The sequence below is a fragment of the Pseudomonas sp. FP818 genome, from assembly GCF_030687335.1.
Taxonomy (GTDB): Bacteria; Pseudomonadota; Gammaproteobacteria; order Pseudomonadales; family Pseudomonadaceae; genus Aquipseudomonas; species Aquipseudomonas shahriarae.
In genome coordinates this window covers 4610834-4630298 of record NZ_CP117427.1, presented here as the reverse complement: position 1 = coordinate 4630298, position 19465 = coordinate 4610834, and the positions used below count along the sequence as shown (strand labels likewise).

The 19465-nt window shown below is 60.9% G+C and carries 22 protein-coding genes; 14 read left to right on the top strand and 8 right to left on the bottom strand.

Annotated features, from left to right (window positions below):
• Positions 1-4: 4 nt before the first annotated feature.
• The 6 genes from PSH80_RS21040 to metG form a co-directional block, all read right to left on the bottom strand.
• Positions 5-508, bottom strand: coding sequence for an Rnf-Nqr domain containing protein (locus PSH80_RS21040; RefSeq protein ID WP_128593204.1), 504 nt, complete (start codon positions 506-508; stop codon positions 5-7).
• Positions 501-1106 carry an RnfABCDGE type electron transport complex subunit G gene (locus tag PSH80_RS21035; protein ID WP_057958611.1) on the bottom strand — a complete coding sequence of 202 codons (606 nt, stop codon included), beginning with the start codon at positions 1104-1106 and terminating at the stop codon, positions 501-503. The genes PSH80_RS21040 and PSH80_RS21035 overlap by 8 nt, the downstream gene beginning before the upstream one ends.
• Complete coding sequence (locus PSH80_RS21030) at positions 1103-2068, bottom strand: RnfABCDGE type electron transport complex subunit D (protein ID WP_370693707.1); 966 nt, start codon at positions 2066-2068, stop codon at positions 1103-1105. The genes PSH80_RS21035 and PSH80_RS21030 overlap by 4 nt, the downstream gene beginning before the upstream one ends.
• On the bottom strand, positions 2055-3263 hold the full coding sequence (gene rsxB / locus PSH80_RS21025; RefSeq protein WP_305418182.1) for an electron transport complex subunit RsxB: 1209 nt from the start codon (positions 3261-3263) through the stop codon (positions 2055-2057). Before rsxB ends, PSH80_RS21030 begins: the two co-directional genes overlap by 14 nt.
• Positions 3260-3811 (bottom strand): Rnf-Nqr domain containing protein, encoded by a 552-nt coding sequence (locus PSH80_RS21020; RefSeq protein WP_057439341.1) that lies wholly within the window; start codon positions 3809-3811, stop codon positions 3260-3262. Before PSH80_RS21020 ends, rsxB begins: the two co-directional genes overlap by 4 nt.
• A 105-nt stretch (positions 3812-3916) precedes the next feature.
• Entirely contained in the window at positions 3917-5968 is a 2052-nt protein-coding gene (metG, locus tag PSH80_RS21015) for a methionine--tRNA ligase (RefSeq protein ID WP_057958614.1), read from the bottom strand.
• 171 nt (positions 5969-6139) lie between these two features.
• On the opposite strand from metG, the gene apbC reads away from it, so the two are divergent.
• A complete protein-coding gene (gene apbC, locus PSH80_RS21010) occupies positions 6140-7234 on the top strand; it encodes an iron-sulfur cluster carrier protein ApbC (RefSeq protein WP_057958615.1) in 1095 nt (364 codons plus the stop codon).
• A 498-nt stretch (positions 7235-7732) separates the two neighbouring features.
• Here apbC and fdxA read toward each other — a convergent pair whose 3' ends face one another.
• Together fdxA and mutS are read right to left on the bottom strand one after the other, a co-directional pair.
• Positions 7733-8056, bottom strand: coding sequence for a ferredoxin FdxA (gene fdxA / locus PSH80_RS21005; protein ID WP_003222178.1), 324 nt, complete (start codon positions 8054-8056; stop codon positions 7733-7735).
• A gap of 142 nt (positions 8057-8198) precedes the next feature.
• Positions 8199-10790, bottom strand: coding sequence for a DNA mismatch repair protein MutS (gene mutS / locus PSH80_RS21000; protein ID WP_305418174.1), 2592 nt, complete (start codon positions 10788-10790; stop codon positions 8199-8201).
• Positions 10791-10987: 197 nt separating this feature from the next.
• Between mutS and PSH80_RS20995 the strand changes: the two genes are divergently transcribed.
• The 13 genes from PSH80_RS20995 (at position 10988) to PSH80_RS20935 (ending at position 19434) form a co-directional block, all read left to right on the top strand.
• Positions 10988-11716, top strand: coding sequence for an XRE family transcriptional regulator (locus PSH80_RS20995; protein ID WP_081044189.1), 729 nt, complete (start codon positions 10988-10990; stop codon positions 11714-11716).
• Between the two features lie 599 nt (positions 11717-12315).
• A complete protein-coding gene (locus tag PSH80_RS20990; protein WP_057439345.1) occupies positions 12316-12660 on the top strand; it encodes a phage holin family protein in 345 nt (114 codons plus the stop codon).
• A 21-nt stretch (positions 12661-12681) separates the two neighbouring features.
• Complete coding sequence (locus PSH80_RS20985; RefSeq protein ID WP_115128880.1) at positions 12682-13194, top strand: hypothetical protein; 513 nt, start codon at positions 12682-12684, stop codon at positions 13192-13194.
• A gap of 4 nt (positions 13195-13198) precedes the next feature.
• Positions 13199-13810: a phage baseplate assembly protein V gene (locus PSH80_RS20980; RefSeq protein WP_057958617.1), complete on the top strand. Its 612-nt coding sequence runs from the start codon at positions 13199-13201 to the stop codon at positions 13808-13810.
• Between the two features lie 9 nt (positions 13811-13819).
• The gene (locus PSH80_RS20975; protein ID WP_038442971.1) at positions 13820-14152 is read left to right on the top strand and encodes a phage baseplate protein; all 333 of its coding nucleotides are present in this window, start codon (positions 13820-13822) and stop codon (positions 14150-14152) included.
• Positions 14149-15144: a baseplate J/gp47 family protein gene (locus PSH80_RS20970; protein WP_282405237.1), complete on the top strand. Its 996-nt coding sequence runs from the start codon at positions 14149-14151 to the stop codon at positions 15142-15144. The genes PSH80_RS20975 and PSH80_RS20970 overlap by 4 nt, the downstream gene beginning before the upstream one ends.
• Positions 15141-15779, top strand: a complete 639-nt coding sequence (locus PSH80_RS20965; protein WP_057439349.1) for a phage tail protein I — start codon at positions 15141-15143, stop codon at positions 15777-15779. The genes PSH80_RS20970 and PSH80_RS20965 overlap by 4 nt, the downstream gene beginning before the upstream one ends.
• Complete coding sequence (locus tag PSH80_RS20960) at positions 15776-16306, top strand: phage tail protein (RefSeq protein WP_057958619.1); 531 nt, start codon at positions 15776-15778, stop codon at positions 16304-16306. The genes PSH80_RS20965 and PSH80_RS20960 overlap by 4 nt, the downstream gene beginning before the upstream one ends.
• 39 nt (positions 16307-16345) lie before the next feature.
• Complete coding sequence (locus PSH80_RS20955; protein WP_057958620.1) at positions 16346-17191, top strand: hypothetical protein; 846 nt, start codon at positions 16346-16348, stop codon at positions 17189-17191.
• 2 nt (positions 17192-17193) lie between these two features.
• Positions 17194-17463: a hypothetical protein gene (locus tag PSH80_RS20950; protein ID WP_057439350.1), complete on the top strand. Its 270-nt coding sequence runs from the start codon at positions 17194-17196 to the stop codon at positions 17461-17463.
• A gap of 92 nt (positions 17464-17555) precedes the next feature.
• On the top strand, positions 17556-17759 hold the full coding sequence (locus PSH80_RS20945) for a hypothetical protein (protein WP_057444703.1): 204 nt from the start codon (positions 17556-17558) through the stop codon (positions 17757-17759).
• Positions 17760-17761: 2 nt separating this feature from the next.
• Entirely contained in the window at positions 17762-18928 is a 1167-nt protein-coding gene (locus PSH80_RS20940) for a phage tail protein (RefSeq protein ID WP_128593208.1), read from the top strand.
• Complete coding sequence (locus PSH80_RS20935; RefSeq protein WP_128593209.1) at positions 18928-19434, top strand: phage major tail tube protein; 507 nt, start codon at positions 18928-18930, stop codon at positions 19432-19434. Before PSH80_RS20940 ends, PSH80_RS20935 begins: the two co-directional genes overlap by 1 nt.
• Positions 19435-19465: the final 31 nt, after the last annotated feature.

The window sequence follows — 19465 nt, the reverse complement described above, 5'->3', positions numbered from 1 at the left end:
TCCTTCAGTGTGATTTGCGGCGTTGGGTCCAGGCTTGCCACCCGGCAAGCCACAACCCGAGCAGGATAAACCCTGTGGGGGCGAGGGTGGCGATGCTGCTGCCGAGTAACAAGCGCGAGAGGGTGATTGCAACCAATAGCCCGGTAGCAACGGTGAATAGCTGAAGCTGCGCCCTGCGCTGGTTGGCGGCGAACAGGCCGGCATGTTCAAGCAATACGCATTGCACGCCAATTAACCCCAGGTAAGCTCCCAGGGCCATAGACGGGCCAAAGGCCAGGGCCTGGGCCACCAAGTGTGCGCAACTGACCCAGGTGGTGGCCAGCAACACATTGGCAATCAGCCGCCAATTGCCACTGAGGCGATTACGCACCCAGGCGCAGCTCCAGCCATGCAGCGTCACGATCAGCACACACAGCGCCCAGAAGGCAGCGGCGCCGGCCGGGGTGGCGCTGACACCCAGCAGCGCAGGCAGCAGCAACAGGCTGCCAAGGGCGAATGGTTTAGTCATGGCTGGCAGTCTCCAGCAGCGCCTGACGATGTTCGTCAAAATACCGCAAGGCATCATGGGTTGCGTTAATCACCGCGCGGGAGGTGATGGTCGCGCCCGCCATCTGGTCGAACTGGCCACCGTCTTTCTTCAGCGCCCATATCTGCGGACTTTCCCGCGACAACCCTTTGAACGAGGCAAGCCAGGGATTGCCGGGCTCGCCAATAGGTCCGCCCAATGTCGGGGTTTCTGCGTGGGCCAGGGTCTTTACCCCGAGCAGCTTGGCGTTGTGGTCGATGGCAATCAGCAATTGGATACGTCCACCGTAACCATCGACCTGCGCGCGCAGCACGACGGCGCTGGGTTTACCGGCCAGGGTCGCGAGGTAACCACCCAGCAGTTGACTGTTATCCAGCATTTCCGAGGCGATACCCAGCGGGCGCTCCAGGGGGTGATTGTCATAACTGCCAGCGGGCAGTACATCCAGCAACGCCCGACTTTGCATTTCACGCTGCTGCGCGGCAATGGGCTTGCTCGTCAGCTGTTGCAGGCCAACGGTCAGGCCCACCGCGCCGACGGCGATCATCAGCACGATCAAGGCTTGCCAGGTGCGCGTCATGCCTTCACCGCCTGCGGCCGTGCCCAGCGCTCCAGTGTCGGCACTGCCAGGTTCATCATCAGTACGGCGAACGCCACGCCATCCGGGTAGCTGCCCCAGGTGCGGATCAGGTAGGTCAGCAGCCCCACGCCCACCCCAAACAGCAAGCGTGCCCGCGCACTTTTCGCGCCCGACACCGGTTCGGTGACGATAAAGAAGGCGCCGAGCATGGTGGCCCCGGTCAGCAGGTGAAACAGCGGCGAGCCATTGGAGTCCGAGCCCGAGCCGTTCCAGCCCAGCAGGCTGATGACAAACAGGCTGGCGAGCATGCCCACCGGCGCATGCCAACTGAATACCCGTTGCTGCAGTAAAAAGACGCCGCCGGCGAGAAACGCCAGGTTTACCCACTCGCTGCCGGTGCCGCCGATCTGGCCGAACGCCGGGTTGCTGGCAAACAGTTCATCAATGGTCAGGCTGTTATTGATGCGTAACGTATCCAGCGCCGTGGCCCGGGCCCAGGCATCGGCGGTGTCGCCGTGCAGGCCGAACACCTGTTGCAGGCCGGCCAGCAGGTCCAGGCCGTGGGATGCCGGCCAATGGGTCATTGGCTGGGGAAAGGCCAGCAGCATCAGCGCATAACCGAGCATGGCCGGGTTGAAGGGGTTCTGCTTGCCACCATACAGATGTTTGCCCAGCAGCAATCCACTGCTCACAGCGCCCACGCATAGCCACCACGGGCAGTAAGGTGGCAGCGCCAGGGCCAGCAGGACCGCGCTGACCAGGCCACTGAGGTCGCCACCGCCCTGGCCGCGCAACCGGCGCACCCCGGCTTCGACGGCCCAGGCACAGGTGCCGGCCAGCAACAGATTGATCAACACGCCCCAGCCATACAGCCAGAACAGCACCAGCACGCCGGGCGTTACCGCCATCAACAGGCGCTGCATGGCCTGTTGCTGGCGCTCAACAACGTCAGGCCCCGACATGTTCATCCACCAACCGCTGAGCGTCAGCCAGGCGTTGTCTGGCGTCCATTAACGCGTTGGTACTGCTGGCGGGCTGGCGTTCGAGTTTGTTCAGGTCGGCGCGGGCATAGGCCAGGGCGGTCTTCAATTGGCGCAGTTGGCTGTCGATGGGCCGTTTCTCGACACGTTGCAAATCAGGCCTGGGCTGCTCGGAGGCTTCTTCGGCCGCATGCAAGGCTTGTTCAGCGTCGGCCAGGGCTGCGCCCAGGGCGGCCAGTTGTTCGGCATCGGCCAGCGCGTCCTGGGCTTTTTTCAGCTCGGCGCGACGCATGGCCAACTGGATTTTGGCGCGTTTGAGCGCTGGATCTTTATTGGCCTGGGGGATCACAACAGCGGGGGCGTTGGTTTCAAGGGCGGCCAATGCCTGTTCGGCGGATTCAAATTGCTGTTGCAGGATGATCAACTGCGACTGTTGCTCAAAGGTCGGCGGATGGCCGAAGGCTTTCAGGGATTTATGCAGTTGCGCCCGGCTCATCGCCAGGTTGATCTTGGCCTGTTTTAGCGCGGCGTCGATGTCGGCGTCTTTTTGCGCGCGCACGCGCTCGATGGCAGCCTGCAGCGGGTCGCCGTTGCTCTCTGCGCTGGGGGCCGGGCGTTTACTGCGGGCCAGGCGTTCTGCCAGCTTGTGCTCTTCCTCGCGTTGCAGCCTGGCGTTGCGTTGCTCGAAGCGGCGGCGGGCGCGCTCACGCTTGGCCCCGCGCTCTTGGCGCTCCTCGGCGGTGCTGGCATAGCCCGCGACAATTGGCAGCACCGTGGCCAGCGGCAAGGGCAGCATGTCGATGCAGTCCACCGGACAGGGCGCGACACACAAGTCGCAACCGGTGCATTCATCCACGATCACGGTGTGCATCAACTTGGCCGCGCCGACAATCGCATCCACCGGGCAAGCCTGGATGCACTTGGTGCAACCGATGCACTCGGCCTCACGGATAAAGGCAATCTGCGCGGGGGCTTCACCACGGGTGCTGTCCAGCTCCAGGGGCGCCAGGTTCAACAGCTGCGCCAGCTCGGCGATGGTTTCCGTGCCGCCTGGCGGGCACTTGTTGATAGCCTCACCCCGGGCGATGCCTTCGGCGTAGGGGCTGCAACCAGGGTGCCCGCATTTGCCGCATTGGGTCTGGGGCAGCAGGGCGTCGATACGTTGAATCAGGCTCATGGTTTGATCATTGCGTTTAAGCCCAGCAACGCCACGGCCATCAGCCCGGCACTGAACAGGTCCACGGGCAGGCCTTTGAAGGGCTGGGGGATATCGTTGTGGTCTATGCGCTGGCGCAAATCGTTGAACAGGCTGAGGGTCAGCCAGAATGCCGGGCCGATCCCCAGGCTATAGATCAGTTGGGTGGTATTGCCAGGGCCCAGGAATACCACGCTGAGCACACCGGCGTTCGCCAGCAGCGGCAGCCACAACCCGTCGAAGGGCAGTGCGGGCACGCGGCGGGAAAGTACCGTCAGCAATGGCTGGCTCAACAAGATCGCCACCGGCACATAAGCAAACAGCCATACAGCGTCCAGCGCCAAGGGTTGCAACACAAAGTGAACAACCAGGTAGCTGAAAGCGCCGCTGAGGGCGACCAAGAGTGTGGTCGCCAACCCTAGGGCGTGCACCCGCCGTCGTTCCAAAGGCGGATCCCCAGGCAGCGCAACACGCAGCAGGTATTGGCTGATCAGGGCAGCGCAGAGAAGGGCGACAAGCAGTTCGGTCATGGTCGAGCCGGTTAAGCAAACAGGGCCTGATTATCCGGCAAGCAGGGAGAGGGTACTAGCGCAAACCGCCCTGTCGCGGCCAATCACCGCGACAGGGTTTTCCGGTTACTTGATGCGCTGGCCAGGCTTGGCGCCACTGTCCGGGCTGAGCAGGTAGATTTCCTCGCCGCCAGGGCCGGCTGCCATCACCATGCCTTCGGAGATGCCGAACTTCATTTTGCGTGGCTTGAGGTTGGCAATCATCATGGTCAGGCGACCATCGAGCTTAGACGGGTCCGGGTAGGCACTTTTGATCCCGGAGAACACGTTGCGTTGCTCGTCACCGATATCTAGGGTCAGGCGCAACAGCTTGTCGGCGCCTTCCACGGCTTCGGCCTTGATGATCAGCGCGACCCGCAGGTCCACGGCGGCAAAGGTATCGAAGTCGATTTCCGGCGACAGCGGATCCTTGGCCAGCTCGCCATTGCCCGCTGGGGCGGCGTTGCCGGTGTCGGTCTGGCTGGCGGTCAGGTCTTCCTTGGAAGCATCCGTCATGGCCTGCACCTTGACCGGGTCGATACGGGTCATCAGCGGCTTGAATTCGTTGAGCTGATGGTTGTTGAGCAGGCTGGTGTGGTCATTCCAGGTCAACGGTGCAACGTTGAGGAACGCCTCGGCGTCGGCGGCCAGCAACGGCAGCACCGGCTTGAGGAAGATCACCAACTGGCGGAACAGGTTGATGCCGGTGGCGCAGATGGCCTGGACTTCATCCTGCTTGCCTTCTTGCTTGTTCAGCGACCACGGTGCCTTGTCGGCGATCCAGGCGTTGGCGCGGTCGGCCAGGCCCATGATCTCGCGCATGGCGCGGGCAAAGTCGCGGGCTTCATAGGCGTCGGCGATGCTTGGCGCGGCCGCCAGGAACGCGTCGGTCAGCTCCGGTGCGGCGTTGACCGGCACCATCACGCCAGCGTTGCCCTTGTGGATAAACCCGGCGCAGCGGCTGGCGATGTTGACCACCTTGCCCACCAGGTCCGAGTTGACCTTCTGCACGAAGTCTTCCAGGTTCAGGTCCAGATCGTCGACGCCACGGCCCAGCTTGGACGCGTAGTAGTAGCGCAGGTATTCCGGCGACAGGTGGTCAAGGTAGGTGCGCGCCTTGATAAAGGTGCCACGGGACTTGGACATCTTCTGGCCATTGACCGTCAGGTAGCCGTGCACGGCGATGCCGGTCGGCTTGCGGTAGCCCGAACCTTCGAGCATTGCCGGCCAGAACAGGGCGTGGAAGTTGACGATGTCCTTGCCGATGAAATGGTACAGCTCGGCGGTGGAGTCCTTGCCCCAGAACGCGTCGAAGTCCAGCTCAGGCGTGCGGTCGCAGAGGTTCTTGAAGCTGGCCATGTAGCCAATCGGCGCGTCCAGCCACACATAGAAGTACTTGCCCGGCTCATCGGGGATCTCGAAACCGAAATACGGCGCATCGCGGGAGATATCCCACTGTTGCAGGCCGGCATCCAGCCATTCGGCGATCTTGTTTGCCACGGCGTCCTGCAAGGTGCCGCTACGGGTCCAGGTTTGCAGCATTTCCTGGAAATCCGGGAGCTTGAAGAAGAAGTGCTGGGAATCCTTGAGCACCGGGGTGGCGCCCGAGATCGCCGACTTCGGATCTTTCAGGTCGGTCGGTGCGTAGGTGGCACCGCATTTTTCGCAGTTATCGCCGTACTGGTCTTCGGTGCCGCACTTGGGGCAGGTGCCCTTGATGAAGCGGTCGGCCAGGAACATTTTCTTTTCCGGGTCGAAATACTGGGTGATCGAGCGGGTGGCAATGTGCCCGGCATCACGCAGTTTCAGATAGATCTGGCTCGACAGCTCGCGGTTCTCTTCGGCGTGGGTCGAGTGGAAGTTGTCGAAGTCCACCAGGAACTCGGCAAAGTCGGCGCTATGTTCAGCCTGGACGTTGGCGATCAGTTGTTCCGGGGTGATGCCTTCCTTTTCGGCGCGCAACATGATGGCCGAACCGTGGGCGTCGTCCGCGCAGACATAAATGCATTGATTGCCGCGATGCTTCTGGAAGCGCACCCACATATCGGTCTGGATGTACTCAAGCATATGGCCAAGATGGATGGAACCATTGGCATAGGGCAGGGCGCTGGTGACGAGGATCTTGCGTGGCTCGGACATGGGGCTCGGCTACTTGATGAAACGGAGGTCGGCCACTATAAAGCGCTGGGGAATTTATTTCACCCCGTGAGGCTGTTTCAGGGTTTTCCAATATCGCGAAAGCATGCCCCTCACGCCTCGGAACGGTTAGGATAGCCGCCTGTTTTAGTCTGTCTTTTCCGGGAGTAGCCCATGAGCGCCGTCAATCGCGCAGCGGTGGAAGCCGTTCTTCGCCAGTACACCGACCCCTACCTGAACCAGGACCCGGTCAGCGCCGGCTGTGTCCGGGCCATTGAGGTGCAGGGCGATCAGGTCACGGTCCAGCTTGAGCTGGGCTACGCCGCAGGCCTGTTCAAGAGTGGCTGGGCGCAGATGCTGCAAATGGCCATTGAAGGCCTGGACGGCGTGCGCTCGGCCAAGGTCGACATCCAGTGTGTGATCGCCGCGCATAAGGCCCAGGCACAGATCCCCGGCCTGGCCAACGTCAAGAACGTGGTGGCGGTGGCGTCCGGCAAGGGCGGCGTGGGCAAGTCGACCACGGCGGCCAACCTGGCCCTGGCCCTGGCCCGTGAAGGTGCGCGGGTGGGCATCCTCGACGCGGATATCTATGGGCCCAGCCAGGGCGTGATGTTTGGCATCGCCGAAGGCTCGCGGCCGAAGATCAAGGACCAGAAGTGGTTCGTGCCGATCCAGGCCCATGGCGTGGAAGTGATGTCGATGGCGTTCCTGACCGATGACAACACCCCGATGGTGTGGCGCGGGCCCATGGTTTCCGGGGCCTTGATGCAACTGGTGATGCAGACCGACTGGGGCAACCTGGACTACCTGGTGATCGACATGCCGCCGGGCACCGGTGATATCCAGCTGACCCTGGCGCAAAAAGTGCCGGTGGCCGGTGCAGTGATTGTCACCACCCCCCAGGACCTGGCGTTGCTGGATGCGCGCAAAGGCGTGGAGATGTTCCGCAAGGTCAACATCCCGGTGCTGGGTGTCGTGGAGAACATGGCGGTACACATCTGCTCCAACTGCGGCCATGCCGAGCATCTGTTCGGTGAAGGCGGCGGCGAAAAGCTCGCCACCCAATATGACGTTGAGCTGCTGGCTTCGTTGCCGCTGGCGATGGGCATTCGTGAGCAGGCAGATGGTGGCAAGCCGACGGTCGCCGCCGAACCCGATGGGCAGATCGCCATGGTCTATCAGGAACTGGCCCGTCATGTAGGCGCGCGGATTGTCTTGCAGGAAGCCGGTGCCCAGGCAATGCCGACCATCACTGTCAGCGACGACTGATCGACCTGAAGGCAGACAAGCCTCGACCCTGTCGGGGCTTTTTCTTGTCTGGCGTAAACCTTTTGGGAGGGCGGGTGCGCATTTCCCTAATGGACGGTGTAAGCATTCGCTTACTTTTTCGTAAGTGTTTGGTTTTTTAACCGGACCTGGATGCCTCGAATCACCTGGACATATTTCTATATCATTGAAATATAACGCTTATTTATTTGTGATCGAGAGCGACGGCGGGGTGTGCTTGGGAATGGATCCCGTTGAACTTGTCTGGGAAGTCTCTACTATCAGCCCTGTGTCCACGGATTGACACAGTCATCACGGAACGATGATTCAGGGAACCTCGCAGGATGCGATTCATCAGGACGATGAAAAGGAACACAGGGACTAGGGAAAAAATGTGGGCGGGTCAAACCGCCCCTTTTTTTTGCCTGCAGAAAAGTAAAAGACCCGCGCGCAAAAACGCAAAAAGGCCCGCAAGGGGCCTTTTAGAGGGGCGCGACGCTGTTAGCGTTCGAGGTCTTTGATCTTGCCTTTAACGCCATCCCACTCTTCCGCATCTGGAAGCGATTCTTTCTTCTCAGTGATGTTGGGCCAGATTTCCGCCAGCTCGACGTTCAACTGAATAAATTCCTGCATGTCCTCCGGTACTTCATCCTCGGAGAAAATCGCAACGGCCGGGCATTCTGGCTCACACAGGGCGCAGTCAATGCACTCATCCGGGTGGATTACCAGGAAGTTCGGGCCTTCGTAAAAGCAGTCCACCGGACACACTTCTACGCAGTCGGTGTACTTGCACTTGATGCAGTTGTCGGTGACGACGAAGGTCATTTCTAGTTTTCTCCTCAGGCGGCGGCAGCGAAACCCCTTCTGGCAGGGCTCGCGAGGTTTGGGAGCGATAGTCTGCAGGCCAGGCTAAAAGCCCGCAGCATCCCAAACCGCGCGAGATTCTATCAGCTTGCACGCGTCTGCGTTAGACCCGTGTCTTCAGTGCATAGAGCAATTCCAACGCTTTTCGTGGAGTCAAGTCGTCCAGGTCAAGCTTTGCCAACTCATCCAGTACCGGGTGGGGCAGGCTGGCGAACATATCGCTCTGCATGGGCACACCCGGTTTGCTGGTGGCCTTGGCTGGGCTTGCAACCACGGTTTCGTGGGGCAGGGCGGTGGTTTCCAGGCGGCTGAGGTGCTCGCGGGCGCGCAGGATCACATCGTTCGGCACACCGGCCAACTGGGCCACGGCCAGGCCGTAACTCTGGCTGGCCGGCCCTGGCAGCACATGGTGCAGGAACACGATGCGCTCGTTGTGCTCGGTGGCATTGAGATGCACGTTAGCCACCAACGGCTCGCTTTCCGGCAGCACGGTCAGTTCGAAATAGTGGGTGGCGAACAGCGTGTAGGCCCGCAGGTGGGCCAGGCGCTCGGCAGCGGCCCAGGCCAGGGACAGGCCGTCGAAGGTACTGGTGCCGCGCCCCACTTCGTCCATCAGCACCAGGCTGCGGTCGCTGGCGTTGTGCAGGATATTGGCGGTTTCGCTCATTTCCACCATAAAGGTCGAACGGCCACCGGCCAGGTCATCGCTGGAACCGATCCGGGTGAAGATGCGGTCCACCAGGGACAGCTCGCAACTGGCCGCCGGCACAAAGCTGCCGATATGCGCCAGCAGCACGATCAAGGCGGTCTGGCGCATGTAGGTGGATTTACCGCCCATGTTCGGACCGGTGATCACCAGCATGCGGGTATCGTCGTCTAGCGACAGATCGTTGGCCACGAACGGCGTGGTCAGCACTTGCTCCACCACCGGGTGGCGACCCTGGACGATGCGCATGCACGGCTCGCTGACAAAACGCGGGCAGTTCAGGTCAAGGTTCAGGGCGCGCTCGGCAAGGTTGCTCAACACATCCAGCTCGGCCAGGGCCGCAGCGGTGTCCTGCAGCGGTGCCAGCTTGCCGATCAGGTCTTCGAGCAGGGCTTCATAGAGCATCTTTTCCCGGGCCAGGGCGCGGCTCTTGGCCGACAGCGCCTTGTCTTCGAATTCTTTGAGCTCAGGGGTGATAAAGCGCTCGGCACCTTTAAGGGTCTGGCGACGCTGGTAATCAATAGGTGCCTGCTCGGCCTGCTTGCTTGGCAACTCAATAAAGTAGCCGTGCACACGGTTGTAGCCGACTTTCAGGTTGGCCAGGCCGGTGCGGGCTTTTTCGCGGGCTTCCAGGTCGATCAGGAACTGCCCGGCGTTCTCGCTCAAGGCTTGCAGCTCATCCAGCTCGCTGTCGTAACCGGTCTTCAGCACGCCGCCGTCGCGGATGATCGCGGGCGGGTTGTCGATAATGGCTTTTTCCAGCAGCGCAGCCAGTTCCGGGTAGGTGCCGGCCGTGACAGCAAGTTGTTGCAGGTGCGGCGCGTCCAGTTCGGTCATCGCCTGTTGCAACTCGGGCAGCACGCCCAGCGCGTCACGCAGGCGCGCCAGGTCACGCGGGCGGGCGTTACGCAGGCCGATCCGCGCAAGAATCCGCTCGATATCACCGATTTCCTTGAGCCGCGGTTGCAGCTTTTCAAAGCGGTAGCCGTCCAGCAGGCAGGTAATGGACGACTGGCGCGCCTGCAATACGGTCAAGTCGCGCAGCGGACGGTTCAGCCAACGGGTCAGCAGACGGCTGCCCATGGCGGTCTGGCAACGGTCGACCACCGACTGCAGGGTATTGTCGCGCCCGCCGGCCAGGTTGGTGTCCAGCTCCAGATTGCGCCGGCTGGCGCCATCGAGCACCACCGTATCGTCCAGGCGCTCATGGCGCAGGCTGCGCAAATGCGGCAGGGCGGTGCGCTGGGTTTCCTTGGCGTAATTGAGCAGGCAACCGGCGGCGCCGATGGCCAGGGTCAGGGTCTCGCAACCAAAACCCTTCAGATCCTGTACGGAGAATTGCTGGCACAGACTTTTCAGCGCCGAATCGCGCTCAAAATCCCACGGCGCACGGCGCTTGGCCCCACGGCGTTTTTCCGCCGGCAGATCCTTTGGCCAATCATCCGGGATCATCAGCTCCACCGGATTGATGCGCTCCAACTCCGCCAGCAGGTTCTCCCAGCCCTTGATTTCCAGGACCGTGAAGTTGCCACTGGTGATATCCAGCACCGCCAGGCCGAACAACCGCTCGTCCCCCAGCACCGCCGCGATCAGGTTGTCCCGCCGCTCATCCAACAGCGCCTCATCACTCACCGTCCCCGGGGTAATGATGCGCACCACCTGACGCTCCACCGGCCCCTTGCTGGTCGCCGGGTCGCCGATCTGCTCACAGATCACCACCGACTCACCGAGCTTGACCAGCTTGGCCAGATAACCTTCCAACGAATGATAAGGAATCCCGCACATCGGAATCGCCTGCCCAGCCGACTGCCCGCGCGCGGTCAGGGTGATATCCAGCAGCTTGGCGGCCTTCTTCGCGTCTTCATAGAAGATCTCGTAGAAGTCGCCCATGCGATAGAACATCAACTGATCAGGGTGCTGGTTTTTCAGGCGCCAGTACTGCTGCATCATTGGAGTGTGGGAGGACAGATCGGAGGTGTTTTTACTCATTGGGTAGTAGGCAAATTCGTTGAAAGTGATGGGGCAAAGGGGGCGCTTGGCCCAGCATTTTTTGCGATGGCGGCAAGGTTAACATGCGAGGTCCGTGCTTCGCAGTTCACAAACGGCCAGTACACCCGCATACCCCATGCACAAAATATGCAAATTAGCATTTGCCAACCCCAAAAACTCCCGTCACTATCCCCGTTATGCAAAAACGCAACGTTTCAATCGTCTTAAGAGAGCTGCTCGATCGCGACGGGATCTCCCCCACGGAGCTTCACCGGCGTACCGGCGTGCCTCAATCCACTCTGTCCCGGATTCTCAGCGGCAAGATCGTTGATCCGTCGGACAAGCACATCTCGCGGATCGCCGATTACTTCCGGGTGAGCACCGACCAGTTGCGCGGGCGCGCGGGGTCGGCGTGGCAGGATGAGCGCGACCCGATGCATTCGGAGCTCAAGGATATAAGCCTGTGGGACGACGACACGCCCGTTAATGATGACGAGGTGTCGATCCCCTTTTTGCGCGAGGTTGAATTGGCTGCTGGATCAGGAAGATTCGTCATCGAGGAAAGCGAGAAGGCCAGCCTGCGTTTTGGTAAGCGCAGCCTGCGGCATAACGGTGTGCAGTTCGACCAGGCCAAGTGTGTGACGGTACGCGGCAACAGCATGCTGCCGGTGTTGCGTGATGGCGCCACGGTGGGGGTGAATGCCGGCAAGAGCGGGATCGGCGATATCGTCGATGGCGACTTGTATGCCATCAATCACAACGGTCAATTGCGGGTCAAACAGCTCTATCGTCTGCCTTCGGGGATCCGCCTGCGCAGTTTCAATCGTGATGAGCACCCGGATGAGGACTACAGCTTCCAGGATATCCAGGAAGAGCAGATCAGCATCCTCGGTCACGTTTTCTGGTGGGGCATGTACGCCCGCTAACCCTTCTCTGTAAGAAACAGCCCGCCTGAGAGCGGGCTTTTTTTCGCCTATGGAAAACCGCCCAGGGCCCACCACTCAAGGGGTTTATGCGCCAATGCATTATCCGAGTAAAAATAAATGCATTTGTGCATTGACTGTATATGCATACATGCATATTCTCCATCTCAAGCCAGCCAACAAGGTCTGGTGGAGGCGGCAAGGATGCTGCCAAGGAAGACAAGGAAGGCACGCAACACTGGCATGGACGCCACCGAGTGATGGCAAGGACGCCAGGCAACACCGGCAAGGATGCCGACGCTCTTTAGTTTCACGGTTTACAACAGGCAGCGATGAACCGGCCTTGACGGTTCAGAGGGTTGGCAACTGACCCGGGTGTGCAGCGTAAAGCACCACAAGCAGTTATCCGGCAGACAGGGATCGTGGTCGGAAAAACATCGAGGAAAGATCCGTACCGCGCCAGTAGCGCCGAAAGATCCAAGGACCGCATTACTGAAAAGCCCGGGCTACCGGGCTTTTTGGAATGCCTACCGACACACCCATCCATCTATTTATCAAAGCACCGGCCACCTGCCGGTTTTACGCATTCCAGGAGGCGTGACATGACAAACGAGCAGCAAGCGTTGGCAGAAATGCCTATCTGGCTGGTGATTATTCTGGCCCTGATCGGCGGCGTGTCCGGGGAGATGTGGCGCGCCGACAAGGAGGGCGCCCGCGGTTGGTCGCTGGTCCGCCGCCTGGCCCTGCGTTCCGGGGCGTGCATGGTGTGCGGGGTGTCGGCGTTGATGCTGCTGTACGCCGCCGGCATGTCGATCTGGACGGCGGGCGCCCTCGGCTGCCTGACCGCCATGGCCGGTGCCGACGTCGCCATCGGCCTCTACGAGCGCTGGGCCGCCAAGCGCATCGGGGTGAATGAGCCGCCCGGTTCGCCCCCGGACTCAAAGTGATCGTTGCAAGGAAGCCACACCATGACCCTCATTGAAAAACCGTCACAACTGCCAATAGCCATCGGCCAGGCCCTGCGTAAGGCGTTCCCGGCGTTACGGGTGGGCAGCCCGCCGGGCATCCTGGCGGCGGATGAAACCGCCGTGGCAATCACAGTCGAGCGTAATGGCCCGGGCGTACGTTCCCTTGAAGGACGCAAGGCCCATGTGTTGTCGATCTCGCTCAAGGTCATGGCCGCCGAAGGCGCGCAAGCTTTTGACGCCTGTGACCTGGCGAGCCGGCTGATGGACCTGGTGCTGGATAACCGTTGGCAGTTGCCGGCGGCCCAGTGCGATGTGCCAGTCAACATTGTCGCGCTGCCATCGACCCTGGCGGGGGCCGACACCCAGTACGACAGTTGGACCGTGTCCTTCAACCAAACCCTCTACATCGGCCCGCCGCTGCTTGACGACCCTATGGGCAAGCCGCTGTTTGCCCGCACCTGGGAGGTGTCGAATATCGACGACCCCGATCAATACCGGCCCCTGCAGGAGTAGCCCCATGTTCGACGCACTGTTACGCCTGCAATTGGCGCCCATCGTCGAGCGCCTGGCGCAGATGGAAACCCAGCTTGAAGACCTCTATCGGCGGGCCGAGAGTTTTTGCCGGATCGGCGTGTGCCAGGAGGTCGACGCGGCCAGCAATACCTGCAAGGTCAGGCATGGCGAGTTGCTGACCCCGGCGATTCGCTTTTTCAACCCCAGCGCCGGGGCGCAGACCGAAACGCGAATCCCCACGGTGGGAGAGCAATGCCTGCTGCTCAACTACGGCGGCGGCGAGGGCGGGGGGCAGTCGGTGGCGCTGTTTGGCCTGAACAGTGATCGCTTCCCGCCGCTGTCCAGTGTCGCCAGCCTGACGAGCCGGCGTTACCCGGACGGCACGCAAAGCGCCTACGACGCCGCCGGTCATGTGCTGGATTGGAGCAACGGCCCCACGGCATTCACTGGCTCTCGCGAGCAGGTGGAAATGAGTCTGGGCGCTGCCCGTTTGGTCATGACCGCTGCAAACATCAGCGTGCAGGTCGGTGCAGTCGGCCTGCTGCTGGATGCGTCCGGCGTTCACTTGAGTGGCCCGGTGGTGGACCACCAGGGTCGAGTTATCAGCACGGCATAAGGATTTGCCATGATCGGAATAGAGAGAAACACCGGAGCCGTGGTGGACGACTGGCCGCAATTTGTCCAGCGCGCCACCCGGGCCCTGACCACACCTTTGGGCACACGGCAGAAACGCCCGCTGTACGGTTCGCTGATCCCGCAACTGCTGGGGCAGAACCTGGGCGACGACCTGTTGATCCTCGCCCAAAGCCACGCTGCCCAGGCTTTTTACAACCCACAGAACGGCATCGCCGATTTTGTTCCGCAAGTCATCGTCGCCAATCGCCAGGGCGCTGGCCTGTTGCTGCGGTTTGCCGGCACCTGGAAAAACCGCAAGCAATCCTTCGAGGTGGTGACATGAGCATGTTGATCCCCGGGCAGAACCAATTGGCGCCGCCCGACCTGATCGCCGTCGACGAGTTCGAGCCGCTGTTGGCGCAGTTCAAGGCGTTTGTCGTCGATTATGTCGCCGCCCGCGCCCCGCAAAGCGCGGTCAAGCTCAAGGTCAGCCTGGATAACGAAAGCGAGTTGCTGACCCTGGCCCTGGAAGCGTTTTGTGTGCGCCTGCAAACCCATGAGCGCAAGTACAACGCGCGCATCCAGCAGATGCTGGCGTGGTGGGCCACCGGCAGCAACCTGGATGCGCGCCTGGCCGATATGGGCCTGGAGCGCCAGGTGCTCGACCCCGGCGACCCGGCGGCGTTCCCGCCCGTGCCGCCGACCCTGGAAAGCGATGATGATGCCCGTCTGCGTTACTACCTGGCCCCCCACGCACCGGCTGCCGGCTCGCGCATGCAGTATCGGCGCGAGGTCTTTACCCTCGGCGAGCGGCCGGCGGTGAAAGTCCACGGTACGGCTGCGGGGGTGGTGACGGTCAGCTATACCTTCGACCCGGATGGCTATGCCGCCCAGGTCAAGGACGGCAACGCCCGGCGCACCGCGCCTGGGCAAGTCATGGTCACCGTGCTGTCCCGCACCGGCAATGGCACGCCGTCGGCGGATTTGCTTGAAGGGGTGCGGCGCCATTTCGCCCGGCCCGATGTACGTCCGGAAACCGATTGGGTCACGGTGCAGGGTGCGCAGATCGTGCCGTACAAGATCCGCGTGGTGGCCAAGATCAACGCCGGCCCGGACTCGGGGCTGACACAAGTGGCGGCCCAGCAGTTGCTGCAGACCTATGCCGAGTCCTGTCACTGCCTGGAAGGGCGTGTGGACCCGAGCTGGATCGACTACACCATCCACACCGCCGGGGCGGCGCAGCTGGAGATTCTCGAGCCGCTGGCGCCGATCATCACCACGGCGTTCCAGGCCCCGTACTGCACGGGTGTCGAGGTGGAGGTGCGCAGCTTATGACTGAACAATCTCCCAGCCTGTTGCCTGCCAACAGCTCACCGCTGGAGAAGGCTTTGGACCTGGGCTTTGGTCGACTGCTCGAACGGGTCGTCCCGCCCTTCCCGGCGCTGATGAACCCGCTGCAAACGCCTGCGCCGTTCCTGCCTTACCTGGCCGCCGACCGTGGCGTCAGTGAGTGGAATGCCTCTGCCGACGAAACCGAAAAACGCCTCACGGTGGCGCTGTCCTGGCAAATCCAGCGCCAGGCCGGCACGCCCAAGGCGTTGAGCCACGCGGTCGAATCCCTGGGGTTTACCCCCAATATTCTGGCCTGGTACCAACAGCGCCCGCAGGCCCAGCCCTACACCTTCGACGTGCAGGCGATCATCGGGCGCAGTTGGTCCAGTGGCGACCACAACCGCTTGATCCGCCGTATCAACGCGGCCAAGAGCGAGCGCGACCTGGCCACCATCACCCTGGTGCATGAAGTGCACGGTGGGCTGCCGATGACCGGCGCCGCCCACCGGGCGTTGAGCGACGGCGAGTTGTCGCTGTGGGGCGCGCTGCCGGAACTGATGCTCAGTTCAAGGCTTAACAGTGCGGGCGTGGCCCAGCACTACACCATTAACGACTACGACCTCAGGGCGCAGCCATGACCGATGACATCACGCGCCTGGTGCGCTTCACCTCCAAGGGATTGGATGAAGTGCTGCAGGCAAAGAACCAAGGCTTGAAAGGCGAAATCACCCACATCGCCGCCGGCACCGGCCGCTACAACCCCACCGGCAACGAAACCGCCCTGCGCAATGAGCGCCAGCGGGTGGCGATTGTGGACTACGAAGACCTGGGCCAGCGCCAACTGCGCATGGCCGCGCTGTTTGATGGCGATGGCGAGTATGAGATTGGCGAGTTTGGGTTTTATCTCGCCAGTGGGACGTTGTTGGCCGTGTATTCGGTGGCGGGGCAGTTGCTGACGTATAAGGCGGCGGCTGCTCGGGTGCTGCAGAAGTTTACGTTGGATATTTCGCCGTTGCCGGCGGATAGCGTGACGATTGTGGTGGGGAGTGAGAACTTGAATGTGTTGTTGACCGAGGAGATTGCAGAGCTTGCCACGGCCAGCGTTGACAATATGGCTCGGCATGTTGGTGTGCTATTTCGAGTCATGGCTCTGGAAGCCAAGTGACGAGCTGATTCATAAGATAAGCAATATAGGGAGTTGAATATGAGTATGGAAACTACGATCACTAGTTTGGTCGCGGCTGCAAATAAGTTAACCAGTGCGATAAATGGGAAGGTCGCTGAAATAGATGCTTCTGTTTTGGCGGCGGTTCGTGCAATTCCTGAAATGTCCCGGTCATTTTATGTCGATGCGGTAGGTGGTAGCGATCTGGCCTTGGGATCGGTGGAGGCCCCGCTCAAATCTATTAAAGAGGCGATGGGGCGATCTAATATTACCCCTTATGTAACGATTTACCTGAAGGCAGCTCAGACGCATGAGTATGCGGCTCCTACTGAGCAAACCCCTTACTGGTCAATCGCGAATAAGCTGGTTTTCATGAGGTATGGTTCAGGGAGTAACCCGGTTTTTTCTCCGAAGGTTGGCGAATATATGGCTGGTAGCTCAAATATTCACTTCTTGTCGCTCGAGGGTGGCAGTGTCTACTTTCGATTCGTTGATGTTGTTATGCCGACTGTATTAAAAGCAGGAACGTCTGGTTGGTATTCCTTTGCTTCGTCTCTGTTTCATCGCGCACATGGTCCGGCCGCTTCCGTGCAGGGCTCGGTTACCTTCTCGGGTAGTAAGCTGACGTTGGGTGCGGTAAACGTTTTTTACTCCGGGTACTCTGCTAACTATAAGGTGGAGCTTACGTCCTCCGTTGTGGATGCGGAGTTTTCAACGAAATTTGCTGAGTTGGCCGGCGCTACGATGTTGTTGTCGGTATTTGCCTCGTCGATTACAGGAAATAAAACTTGGTCGCACCTTGTGACTGGTTTGGTAAAGGACTCCGGAGGAAGTCTGTCTAATTTGCTGAGTAATGTTGGCAACGTCGTGGCTGCTGGAGTTTGATGATGATTAAAGAATTCAGAAATAAAGATCAGACTTTCTACAATGTGACTGTAGAGCAGTTGCTTGAGATGGGGTTTTCTAAAGCCGAAGTCGACGCCGCTTTGCAGGTCGAACAGGCCGCTGATATAGCTTTCAATCGGCGCCTGGCTTACCGAACAGATTCGGACCCGCTCTATATGGAGTGGCAGTACGATCAAACCGAGGCCAAGGAGAACGCATGGCGGGCTAAAGTCGCCGAAATCAAGGCTCGTTACCCACTGCCAGGTGAGTAATCCGGCAGCAATCATAAACACCGCGAAAGCGGTTTTTTTTCGCATCCAAGAAAGCCCCATCGCTGGGGCTTTCGCGTTTCTGGAGTCCCCCCATGGCCAACCGCCAAACCTACACCGTCCTCATCCCATTCCCCACCGGAGGTGGCCACTGGTCCGCCGTCGGCCAGGAACTGGACCTGCTGGACGTCGAAGCAACCGCCCTGCGCACCGCCGGCCGCCTGGAATTGACCAGCGTGCTGGCTGCCGCCCAAGACACCCCACCGGCCAAGAAGGCCGTCACCAAGAAGGCTGAATAATCATGGCTGAGGTTTTGAACTTCGAGCATAACGGCATCACCGTCAATGCCAGCGAATCCCCCGAGGCCATGGGTGGCCTGGGTGACAACGTGATCGGTCTGGTCGGCACCGCGCCCAATGCGCACCTGTCGATCCCGAAAAACGCCCCGTTTCGCATCAACAGCTTCACCGCCCAGGCGCTGCTGGACCCGACCGGCGCCGAGTCGGGCACGTTGTTTCATGCGGTGTACCAGATCCTCAAAGTGGTCAAGGTGCCGGTGTATGTGGTGATCGTCGAAGAGGGCGCCACCCCGGCCGATACCCTCAACAACGTGATCGGCGGCAACGAGCCGGCAACCGGTCGCAAACTGGGCCTCGCGGCGCTGAGCAGCGTTCCTGAAGACCTGACCATCATCGGTGCCCCGGGCTTTACCGGGACCAAGGCGGTGGCCGGTGAATTTGCCGCGCTCGGCAAGCGCATCAAGGCCCGTGTGGTGCTGGACGGCAAAGACGCCAGCGTCGCCGACCAAGTGACCTACAGCGGCGAGCTGGGTGGTGCCGACCTGGGTTTCGACCGCTGCCTGCTGGTGCACAACATGCCGTCGGTGTACTCCAAGGCGGCGAAGAAAAACGTATTCCTCGCGCCGTCGTCCCTGGCCATCGCCGCATTGGCCAAGGTCAAGCAATGGGAAAGCCCGGGCAACCAGGTGACCTTCGCCGAAGACGTGTCCCGCGTGGTCGAGTACAACATCCTCGACACCTCCACCGAAGGCGACCTGCTCAACCGTTACGGCGTGAGCTACTACGCGCGCACCATCCTCGGTGGCTTCTCGCTGCTGGGTAACCGCTCCCTCACCGGCAAGTTCATCAGCTATGTCGGCCTGGAAGACGCCATCAGCCGCAAGCTGGTCAAGGCCGGGCAGAAAGCCATGGCGCACAACCTGACCAAGTCGTTCATGGACCAGGAGGTCAAGCGCATCAACGACTGGCTGCAAACCCTGGTGGCCGACGAAACCATTCCTGGCGGCAGCGTGTATCTGCACCCGGAACTCAACAGTGTCGAGAAGTACAAGAACGGCACCTGGTTCATCGTGATCGACTACGGCCGCTACGCGCCGAACGAACACATGGTTTATCAACTCAATGCCCGCGATGAAATCATCGAGCAGTTCCTGGAGGACGTTCTCTAATGTTTACCAACCGAGTCAGACAGGCCATTGCGGCGACCCTCCAAGGCCTGCCGCTGTCGGCGACTGTCGAGGAATTCACCCCGCCGAAGATCGAATTCGAGATGGAGTCCATGTCCGGCGGGCGCTTTATCGCCGAGGAAATGGCCAAGAGTGCCAAGGTGCTCAGCGCCAAGCTGGTGCTGCAAGGCGCCGGTCCCGAAATCATGCTGGCCCTGGGCGTGCGCTTGGGCGAAGACATCCTGCTCAACGTGCGCGAAGCGGGCCAGGACCAGGATGGCAAGACCTACTTCACCTACCACACCGTCGGCGGCAAGCTCAAATCCCTGGAGGAAGCCAAGCTGAAGATGGGCGAAAAGGCCACCACCACCCTGGATCTGTCCTGCCGCACCTACCATCGCCTGGACAACGGCGTGCCGGTGATCGACATCGACGTGCGCACCCAGAAGTTTGTGCTCAACGGCGTCGACATCCTCGGCGATGCCCGGCGTGCGGTGTTGATGCCGTAAGCCCTTCCACGAATCGGAAATAGGCACGGCC